Annotated in this window: 9 protein-coding genes; 4 read left to right on the top strand and 5 right to left on the bottom strand. The window is 67.7% G+C overall.

Annotated features, from left to right (window positions below; genetic code table 11):
• Nucleotides 1–791: efflux RND transporter permease subunit (locus KH616_RS15070; RefSeq protein WP_292247492.1), on the top strand; the 791-nt coding region annotated here is incomplete at its 5' end.
• Nucleotides 792–978: 187 nt separating this feature from the next.
• Here the strand turns inward: KH616_RS15070 and KH616_RS15075 are convergent.
• Nucleotides 979–2,346 carry an NYN domain-containing protein gene (locus tag KH616_RS15075; RefSeq protein ID WP_292247495.1) on the bottom strand — a complete coding sequence of 456 codons (1,368 nt, stop codon included), beginning with the start codon at nt 2,344–2,346 and terminating at the stop codon, nt 979–981.
• A 273-nt stretch (nt 2,347–2,619) separates the two neighbouring features.
• Here KH616_RS15075 and KH616_RS15080 point away from each other — a divergent pair, with 273 nt between their 5' ends.
• The gene (locus tag KH616_RS15080; RefSeq protein ID WP_292247498.1) at nt 2,620–3,249 is read left to right on the top strand and encodes an SDR family oxidoreductase; all 630 of its coding nucleotides are present in this window, start codon (nt 2,620–2,622) and stop codon (nt 3,247–3,249) included.
• A gap of 61 nt (nt 3,250–3,310) precedes the next feature.
• Here the strand turns inward: KH616_RS15080 and KH616_RS15085 are convergent, their stop codons facing one another.
• Entirely contained in the window at nt 3,311–3,877 is a 567-nt protein-coding gene (locus KH616_RS15085; RefSeq protein WP_292247500.1) for a peroxiredoxin, read from the bottom strand.
• Between the two features lie 279 nt (nt 3,878–4,156).
• Between KH616_RS15085 and cdpA the strand changes: the two genes are divergently transcribed.
• Together cdpA and KH616_RS15095 are read left to right on the top strand one after the other, a co-directional pair.
• Nucleotides 4,157–5,899, top strand: a complete 1,743-nt coding sequence (gene cdpA / locus KH616_RS15090) for a cyclic di-GMP phosphodiesterase CdpA (RefSeq protein ID WP_292247510.1) — start codon at nt 4,157–4,159, stop codon at nt 5,897–5,899.
• A gap of 20 nt (nt 5,900–5,919) precedes the next feature.
• Nucleotides 5,920–7,428 (top strand): HDOD domain-containing protein, encoded by a 1,509-nt coding sequence (locus tag KH616_RS15095; protein WP_292247502.1) that lies wholly within the window; start codon nt 5,920–5,922, stop codon nt 7,426–7,428.
• 102 nt (nt 7,429–7,530) lie between these two features.
• Here the strand turns inward: KH616_RS15095 and KH616_RS15100 are convergent, their stop codons facing one another.
• From KH616_RS15100 to KH616_RS15110, 3 genes are all read right to left on the bottom strand, one after another.
• Nucleotides 7,531–8,325, bottom strand: coding sequence for an ABC transporter substrate-binding protein (locus KH616_RS15100; protein ID WP_292247504.1), 795 nt, complete (start codon nt 8,323–8,325; stop codon nt 7,531–7,533).
• 158 nt (nt 8,326–8,483) lie between these two features.
• A complete protein-coding gene (astE, locus tag KH616_RS15105) occupies nt 8,484–9,527 on the bottom strand; it encodes a succinylglutamate desuccinylase (protein WP_292247505.1) in 1,044 nt (347 codons plus the stop codon).
• 7 nt (nt 9,528–9,534) lie between these two features.
• Nucleotides 9,535–10,171: N-succinylarginine dihydrolase (locus KH616_RS15110; protein ID WP_292247507.1), on the bottom strand; the 637-nt coding region annotated here is incomplete at its 5' end.

The following is a 10,171-nucleotide window of genomic DNA, read 5'->3' on the forward strand; positions in this document are numbered from 1 at the left end:
CCGTGTCAACATCGAAAGCGACGATGGTGCCGCTGTCGGCGATCGCGACATTCGGGCCGAGCACCACGCCGCTGTCGGTCAACCACCAAGGGCAGTTCGTCGCGACGACGATCTCGTTCAACCTGCCGCCGGGCGTGTCGCTGTCGACCGCGACGCAGGCGATCTACCGGACGATGGCGTCGATCGGGATGCCGCCGACGATCCACGGCAGCTTCCAGGGCACCGCGCAGGCGTTCCAGAAATCGCTGGACGACCAGCCGATCCTGATCCTCGCGGCGCTCGCGGCCGTCTATATCGTGCTCGGAATCCTGTACGAGAGCTACATCCATCCGGTCACGATCCTGTCGACGCTGCCGTCGGCGGGCGTCGGCGCACTGCTCGGCCTGCTGCTGTTCAAGACCGAGTTCAGCATCATCGCGCTGATCGGCGTGATTCTGCTGATCGGCATCGTGAAGAAGAACGCGATCATGATGGTCGATTTCGCGATCGACGCGACGCGAAACGGCGGGAAATCGTCGTTCGACGCGATCCGCGAGGCGTGCCTGCTGCGCTTCCGGCCGATCATGATGACGACGATGGCGGCGCTGCTCGGCGCGCTGCCGCTGGCCTTCGGCCATGGCGACGGCGCCGAGCTGCGTGCGCCGCTCGGGATTGCAATTGCGGGCGGCCTGATCGTGTCGCAGGTGCTGACGCTCTATACGACGCCGGTCGTCTATCTGTACATGGATCGGCTGCGCGTATGGGGCGAGCAGCGCCGGCATCGCGGCGGCTCGGCAGTGGCGGGCGAGTAACCGGCAGGCGGGGCGCCTTCCACGACGGCGCGCGGACGGGAAGCCGCACGTCGGCGCCGCGCCGTTGGGCACGCGTGGATATGCCGACCTGCATGGCCCACACGTCGGTACGGCCCGCCTCGATATGCCCCGCCGCGTTCCGGTGCCGCCCCGCGACGGTCGGGCCCGGCGCCGGCGGGCCCGGGATTTACGCGTCGGCCGATGCGGCTTTGCGCGGGCGGCGGGCGCGGGGCGCCGCCTTGCGTGCCGGCTTCTTCGGCGCCGCCGGCGCATCCGCGGCGGGCAGTTCGGCCGCGTCAGGCGCTTCCTGCCCTACGTTCGTCATCGCAGCCTCGTCGTGCTTCGACTCGGCGTGCTTCGGCTCGGCGTGCTGCCCCGCCTCCGTGCCCTCACCCCGCTGGCTGCCGGTGTCCTTCATATTGGCCTTCTTCGCGCCGACCTTCTTCGTCCCGGTCTTCTTCGCTGAGCTCTTGCGCGCGCGCTTGCGTGCGTCGGTCTTCCCGTCTTGCGAATCAGCCGCCGCGTCGATCCGCTCGACCGGTTCCGCTTCCGGCACGGCTGCCACCTCCGTCGCCGCCATTTCTGCTTCGATCGCCGCACTCGCCACGACCGGCTCGGGGGCGCGCCCGTCGGCGTGCCGTGCCTTGCGATGGCCGTGACGCTCCGGTGCTGCGGGGGGCGCCCCGCCCGCGTCGTCCGCCGTCGCCGGCGCCTCCCGGTGCACGACCGGCTCCACCGCCGCGGCCTGGCGTGCCCGCGACACGAACGCGCCGGATTTGTCGTCGCGGCCGACTTCCAGCAGGCCACGCGCCTGCGCTTCGTCCAGCAGGTTGCCGAACGCACGGAAGCCGTAATACGACTCGTTGAAATCCGGCTTGCGGCGCTTGATCGCGCTCTTGAGCACCGATGCCCAGATCTTGCCGACATCGTCCCGCTCCGACGCCAGCGCATCGAACGTCTCGACCGCCAGCGCGATCGCCTCGGCCTTGCGGGCTTCCTTGCGGGCCGCGTCGTCGGACGGCCGTTTCGCCGCGCCGTTGTCCGAGCGCGCGAGGCGCTTGGCGATCGCGAGCTGCTGCTCGCGCACGAGGTCGTCATAGAAGATGAATTCGTCGCAGTTCGCGACGAGCAGGTCGGACGTCGATTTCTTCACGCCGACGCCGATCACCTTCTTCGCGTTCTCGCGCAGCTTCGACACGAGCGGCGAAAAATCGGAATCGCCGCTGATGATCACGAACGTGTCGACATGCGACTTCGTGTAGCAAAGGTCGAGCGCATCGACGACAAGCCGGATGTCCGCGGAATTCTTGCCGGACTGGCGCACGTGCGGAATCTCGATCAGCTCGAAGCTCGCTTCGTGCATCGCGGCCTTGAAGCCCTTGTAGCGATCCCAGTCGCAGTAAGCCTTCTTCACCACGATGCTGCCCTTCAGCAGCAGCCGCTCGAGCACCGGCTTGATGTCGAACTTCTCGTATTTCGCGTCGCGCACGCCGAGCGCGACGTTCTCGAAATCACAGAACACCGCCATGCTGACGTTATCCACGGGTAATGCCATGAGTACTCCAACCGGTTGGCCGACGCGTTGCAGGACGCGTGCGGCAATTGATGCGTGGCGCACATGATAGCCGGTTGCCGGGCGTTTCCCTAAGGCGCACGCGCGCCGGCTGCGCTGTCCTTGCCGACGCGTCCTTGCAGACATGCCCTGGCCGGATGCCCGAACCGGTATGCCCCCATTTACATATGCGTCATCGCGCCAATCGACATACACTTGAGTATCGGTCGTCGATCCCCGACCCGACTGACGACGCATCGAGCAAGGAGCGGTTTCATGACCACGAAGGTACTACTGATCGGCGCGACCGGTCGCACTGGCCGGGCGTGCGCGGACCTGATGCTGGAACAGCCGGAATTCGAGGTCACGGCGCTGGTGCGCCGGCACGGCTACACGCTGCCGGGCGCAAAAGTGATCGAGGCCGACCTCACGGGCGACTTCTCGCACGCATTCCAGGGCATCACGCACGCGATCTACGCGGCGGGATCGGCCGAATCGGAAGGCGCGGCCGAGGAGGAGCAGATCGACCGCGATGCCGTTGCCCGCGCGGCCGACTATGCGCTTGCGCACAACGTGCAGAAGCTGGTCGTGATCAGCTCGCTGAGCGCGTACTGGCCGGACCGGAGCCCCGAGTTCCTGCGCCACTATTCGCAGATGAAACGCGAAGGCGACGAGCGTGTGATCGCGTCCGGGATCGACTATGTGATCCTGCGTCCCGGCCCGCTGTCGGACGGTCCCGGCGTCGGCAAGATCGCGCTGACCGAGGAACGGCTCGAGCATGCGCCGCCCGTTGCGCGACAGGACGTCGCGTGGGCTGCAATCGAGGCGATCAAGCTCGGCATCTCGAAAAAAACCATCGGCTTCGTCGGCGGCGGCGTGCCGATCGAGCAGGCGCTGCGCGCATAAGCGCTGCGGGCGCTGCGGCGCAAGCGCCCGCCCCTGCGCGGCCCGTTCGCCGGGCCGCCCTTCAGTTCGCGGGCTTTGGCGGTGCGGCCGGATGCGACGCCGCCCAGGCCTTGACGGCCTCGAGCGTATTCTCGACGTGCTTGTCCGGCGACAAACTCGTGTATTCGTACAGAATCCGGCCTTCCGGCGAAATCACGTAGGACACGCGGTTCGCGCGATCGATCGCGGGCAGCTTTGCATCGTATGCGCGGATAATCCGCGCGTCAGGATCCGCCGCGACCGGAAACTTGCTGCGGCACTCGCTGACCGAGAACTTCGTCAACGTGCCGATCTCGTCGGCGGACACCCCGATCACGGTCGCGCCGTATGCCTTGTACCGGTCGACCGCTTCGGCAAACGCATGCGCCTCGATCGTGCATCCTTTCGTGAAGGCGGCCGGATAGAAATACAGCACGACCGGCCCCTTTTTCAGGGCGTCGGCAAGCGAGTACGTGTAGGTGTTGCCGCCCAACGACGCCTGCGTCGAAAAGTCCGGCGCCGGATCGCCCGGCTTCAGCACCGCCTGCGCGGTCAGCGCATAGCCCGCCACCAGCGCCGCGGCGCCGGCCATCAATAGTTTTCGCTTCATCTGCGTCCTCATTTCTTATAAAGTCGGCCTCGATGTGCGCCGCACCGCCGTTCGCTCCTCGAACGCCCGCGCACGATCCGGCATGGTGCAGATCTGCTCCGCGCAGGCCGCGCGTTAAAGATTCCGCGTGATTTGCCGTTATTGCTTCCGGACAACCGGTTCCAGCCCTTCACGTCAGCGAGAAACATGGAAGCCAACAGGAAACAGACGCCGCGCAAGGGATCCTGGCGCAGCGCCTTGCATACGCTGCGCCGCTTCGCCTGGTCGGGCGGCGCGCTGATGCCCGCCCGCGCCGCCGCGCCGCGCCGCGACGACACCGTCCGCGACTGGCTGGAGCAGACGGTCGGCGCGGTGGATTTCCTCGCCCACGTCGATCGCGAACTGCGATTTCTCTACGTGTCCGACGCGAGCCTGCGCTTCATCGGCTATCACCGCGACTACCTGCACACGCTGACACTGCGCGACCTGATCGCCGAACAGGATGCCACAGCGCTCGAGGGTCTGCTCGCGCGCGCCGCACGATCCGGCCAGATCGAAAAGGCGACGATGTGCATCGTCAAGTCGCTGACCTACCCGCTCGATGTCGAGGTGCGCGCGGTCAGGAGCCGCCACCACGGCGTCGACGGCTTCGCGATCGCGGCATTCGACGTGTCGTCCTGGCGGGCGCTGGAGGCGCGCCTGACCTACGAGATGCACCACGACCCGATGACGGGGCTCGACAACCTGTCCGCGCTCCTGCCGGTGCTGCTGCACGCGCAGCAGGTGGCCGACGAGACCAACACGTCCGCGGCGCTGCTGCTGCTCGACCTGGACGACTACCAGCGGATCAACCGCGCGCTCGGCTACGACGCCGGCGACGCGCTGTTGCGCGAGACCGCGCAACGGCTTCAGGCGCTGATGGCGCCCGACGAGCGGCTCGCGCGGGTCGCGAGCGACAAGTTCGCGGTGGTGCTCACCGCGCCGACGCGTGCGCAGGCCAGCGACGTCGCCGGCGCGCTCGCCCGCCGGCTGCAGGCCGCCGTGCGGCAGCCTTATGCGCACGAAGGCCAGCCGGTGCACCTGTCGGCCAGCATCGGTATTGCGCTCTATCCGGACGAACGCGCGACGCCGCGCCGCGCGCAGCACCACAGCCCGCTCCTGCGTCGCGCGGACCAGGCGCTGGCGCAGGCCAAGATGTCGGGCGGCAGCGGGCTCGCGTTCTATGCGCGCACCGACGATCCGGCCGACGCCGAGCGGCTGAAGCTCGAGGCGGACCTGTACGACGGCGTGCGCAACGGCGAATTTTCGCTGCATTTCCAGCCGATCACGCGCAGTCAGTCGGGCGCGGTGGTCGGCGTCGAGGCGCTGATCCGCTGGCGCCACCCGGTGCACGGACTCGTGCCGCCGTCGACCTTTATCCCGCTCGCCGAGTCGATCGGTCTCATCAACTATCTCGGCAACTGGGTGCTCAAGGCGGCGTGCATGCAGCTCGTCGCGTGGGACGCGCAGGGGCTCGCGCTGCAGTACGTCGCGGTCAACGTGTCACCGCAGCAGTTCCGCGACCCGCGCTTCACGCAAAGCGTGCGCGAGGCGATCACGCTGACCGGCATCGATCCGCGCCGCATCGTGATCGAGATCACCGAAAGCCTGCTGATGCACGACCCGGGCCACGCAAAAGCGCTGCTCGAGGAACTGACCGAGCTCGGCATCCGCTTCGCGGTCGACGATTTCGGCACCGGCTATTCGAGCCTCGCCTATCTGCAGCGTTTCCCGCTCGCCAAGCTGAAGATTGACCGCAGCTTCGTCGAGAACCTGTTGACGTCGCGCAACGACCGCGCGATCGTGTCGGCGGTCGTCGGCCTCGCGCAGACGCTCGAACTCGAACTCGTCGCCGAAGGCGTCGAGACCGAAGCGCAGCGCGAGCTGCTCACCGAAATGGGCTGCAACCATATCCAGGGCTGGCTCGTCTGCCAGGCGCTGCCGTCCGAGGAGCTGGCGCAGCGCTTCGAGGCGCAGGAACTGCGCCTGCACGCGGCAGCCTGACGCGAAACACACAGATCCGTATGTCAATCATCACCGAACCCCTGCCCCGGACGGCGCTGCTCGACAAGCTCTGGACGAGGATGAACGAACGGGGCGACTTCCCGCTGCTGTCGGAATCGCTGCGCGCGACGATGGCCGCCATGAAGAACGACGACCTCGACTTCACCGCGCTTGTGCGCGTCGTGCTGTCGGATTTCGCGCTGACGCAGAAGGTGCTGCGGCTCGCCAATTCCGCCATGTACATGGCGTTCGGCGGCAATATCACGACCGTGACCCGCGCGCTGATGGTGCTCGGGATGGACGCGGTCGGCCACCTCATCGTCGGGCTGAAGCTCGTCGATCATTTTCATCAGAGCACGCCACGGCGGATCGACGCGAAACTCGAGCTGAATCGCGCGTTGCTGTCCGGCTGCGTCGCACGCAAGCTGACCCGGAACGCCGATCTGCGCGCGGGCGAGGAAGCGGTCGTCTGCACGCTGATGCGCCAGGTCGGCAAGCTGCTGGTGGTCTGCTACCTGGACAGCGAATGGGACCGGATCCGCCGGCGCGCCGCCGAGCTGCATGGCGACGACGAGGCCGCCGCCGTCGACGTGCTCGGCGTGAGCTTCCAGGAAATCGGCAGCGAGGCCGCCGCGCGCTGGCGGCTGCCCGACGTGATCCGCGCGGGCATCGTCGATGACGATCCGCACGCCGCCGCGCCCGACGAAGTCGATGCCGGCCGTCTCGACAACTGCGACGACTGCGATGACGACGTCGACAGCGCGGCCGACGAAATCCGCTGGCTACGCGCGGTGAGCCGCTGCTCGACCGACGTGGCGAGCGCGCTGGCCGCGCCGCCGAGCCCGCAGCGCGATGCGCGCGTCGCGGCGATCGCGCAGCACTGCAGCATCGAGCTCGGCATCGAGCCGGAGACACTCGTCGAGATCGCCGACGTGCTCGCCCGCGAAGAGGCGAGCGACACGGTGATGCGCGAGATCGTGGAGCTGCGCGCCAACGCGGACGCGATCGCGCGTGCGCAGGCCGAACCGCAGGCATGCCTCGAAGCGGGCCTCGCCGACCTGCGCGCGCTGCCGTCCGAGCACGTGCTCGCGCCCGTGCTGGCGCTCGCGTCGGAAAGCGTGCTCGCGGGCCTCGCGTTCACGCGCACCGTGATGTTCGTGCGCCACGACGACGGCACGTTCGCCGCGCGGCTCGGTTTCGGCCCCGGCGTCGATGCGGCGCTCGGGCAGCTGCGCTTTCACGAACGCTTCGAGCCGGACGTGTTCCATCTGGCGATCACCAATTCGGTCGGCATCTTCATCGAGCAGGCGCAGGATCCGAAGATGATGAAGCGGCTGCCCGCGTGGTATCTCGACGTATTCGACGATGCCCGCGCGTTCGTGCTGCTGCCGGTGCGCGTCGGCACGACGACGTCGGCGCTGCTGTACGGCGACTGGGCCTGCGCGCAGCCGGCGCGCAAGATCTCGCAGCAGGAGATGGGCGTGCTCAACGAACTGGCGCGCGAGCTGGCCCGCTTCTTCAGGCAGTAAGCGCACCGACGGGCGTGCCGTCACCGCAATGCCTCCGCCCAACGCAAACCGGCCGCGTGGGCGGCCGGCTGCATGACACGTGCGGCTCCAGCCGCCCGTCCATTACTTCAGCGTGACGGGCACGTTGAAGTACTTCTTCGCGAGGCCGTCGATCGTGCCGTCGGCCTTCAGTTCCTTGAGCGCCTGGTTCAGTGCGGTCTTGAGCTGCGCGTCGTTCTTGCGCAGACCGAAACCGACACCCGAGCCGAGAATCTCGGCATCGCTCACCGTGCCGCCCGCGAATGCGAAGCCTGCGCCCTGCGGCTTCGACAGGAAGCCCTTCGAGGCCGCTTCGGCATCCTGGAAGGTCGCGTCGAGACGGCCCGACTTCAGGTCCGCGTAAGCGAGATCCTGCGTCTGGTACGGCACGACGTCGACGCCCGCCGGCGCCCACTTCTTCTTCGCATACGCTTCCTGGATCGTGCCCTGCAGCACGCCGACGCGCTTGCCCTTCAGCGCTTGCGGCGTCGGCTGCAGGCCGCTGCCCTGCTTCGCGATCAGCTGGTTCGGGATCGTGTAGATCGCATCGGTGAAGTCGATCGCATGCCGGCGCTGGTCGGTGATCGTCATGTCCGAATTGATCGCGTCGAACTTGCGTGCATGCAACGCCGGGATCAGGCCGTCGAAATCGTTCTCCACCCACACGCACTTCGTCTTCAGCTTCGCGCAGACCGCGTTGCCGACGTCGATATCGAAGCCGGTCAGCTTGCCGTCGGGCGTCTTGTATTCGAACGGTGCATACGAGGCCTCGACGCCGAAACGAATCTCCTTCAGATCCGCCGCAAACGCGCTGCCTGCTGCCGCGGCCATCGCCGTCACCACCGCCTGCGCGGCCACTTTTCGCCAATCCAACTTCATTAGGGAGGTCCTCCTGATACGAACGGATATTCCGGAACAACGTGCGCACGCATCATTGCGGCGCCAGAATGCCTGGATCATCGCGATGCGTCGCCGTGATGCGGCGCAACAGCCGCAAGGCCGCGATTGTACCAACCTGCGCTTGCCGGCGCGGCGGATCATACGAGCGCGTCGAGCGTGTCGCGCGTCGTGTCGACGACGAGCAGCCCCGCGCGCAGGCCCGGCTTGACCGACGGGTTCGGGAATACGATCCGCTCCTCGTCGTGCTGCACCGTGTAGTGATACGCGCCGTCCTGCGCCAGCACCGTGCCACGCGGGAACGGGGTGAAGTTCGCGACGTCGGCCGCGACGAACATCTCGAGCGCATCGCTTTGCTTCGTGATCTGGTCGATCACGGTGAAGACGCGCGGCAGCGGCGTATCGGCTTCCCGCGCATCGGCATCGTGCGCCGCGCCCGACACGAGCTGGCGCACGGCGCGATCGGCGGCCGCGAAGCGCGTCAGGTCGTTCTGGCCGAACGGACGCACCTTGCCGAGTTCCAGCGTGCACGCGAGCGTGCCGCAGTGCTCGGCCGTGAAATGCGAGAACGTGTTGCCCTTCGCGGTATGCAGCAGCACCGCCGCAATGCGGGCGTCGCCCAGCCATTCGAACATCGCGCGCGTGGGCGGCGTGCCCGTATGCGGCAACAGGGCGAACTGCTCGAACACCGACGCGCGGATCGCCGTGTGCATGTCGACGTGCCAGCGCGCGTGGCGATCGGCCGGCGCGTCGGCAAAAAATGCCGTGGCCGCCGTTTCGAGTTGCGCCGCGCGCGGCGCCTCACGGCTTTCCGGCACCTGCGCGTGACGGCCGCCGAACAGCCGGTTCAGGTCATCGTCGAGATAACGCTCGCCTGCACGCATCGCGGGCGGATTGCCTAACACGACGAACAGGCGGCATGCGAGCGGCAGCGCGCCGGCGGCAAGATCGCGCACGAGCATCGACAGGAGTTCGATCGGCGCGGTCTCGTCGCCGTGCACGCCCGCCGACACGAGCACGCTCCGGCGCGCGGCATCCGGCACGCGCGGCTCGAGCGAAAGCAGCCCGTCGCCGTGCCACCGCCAGCGCACCGCGCCGTCCGCACACACGCCGTCCTTCGCCGTCGGCGCCTGCCCGGCGAGCGTGAATGCCAGGACATCGTCGAGCCACGCTGCATCACGCATGGGTGCCTCAGCGCTGGAAGTCATACAGCGAACCGACGTGCAGGATCTGCGTCAGCTCGTCGAGCGCGGTGCGCGATTCGTCGAGCAGCGCCGGATCGGCCAGATCCTCCGGCGACAGGCGGTCGCGGTAGTGCTTGTCGATCCATGCGTCGAGCGACGCGAACAGCGTGTCGTTGATCCACACGTTCGACGTGACCGCCGCGCGCTCCGCATCGTTGAGCACGACGCGCAGACGCAGGCATGCCGGGCCGCCACCATTTTTCATGCTCTCGCGCAGGTCGAACACGAGCACGTCGCGGATCGGGCCGTGACCGGCCGCGAGGCTGTCGAGGTAGGCCGCGACGTTCGCGTTCTCACGGCTTTCCTGCGGCACGACGAGCACCTGCGAACCGTCCGCGCGCGACAGCAGCTGGCTGTTGAACAGGTACGACGACACCGCATCGGACACGCTCACCGCCGAATCCGGCACCTCGATCACGTTCATCCGCGCGCCGCGCGCGTCGAGCGCCGCGGTCAGCGTATCGTAGATCGCCTGCTTGTTGACGAACGCGCGCTCGTGGCAGAACAGCGTGTCGCGGTTGCCGACCGCTATCACGTCGTTGTGGAACACGCCCTGGTCGATCACCTGCGGATTTTGCTGGGCA

The organism is Burkholderia sp., assembly GCF_018375725.1.
In the GTDB taxonomy this organism is placed as follows: domain Bacteria; phylum Pseudomonadota; class Gammaproteobacteria; order Burkholderiales; family Burkholderiaceae; genus Burkholderia.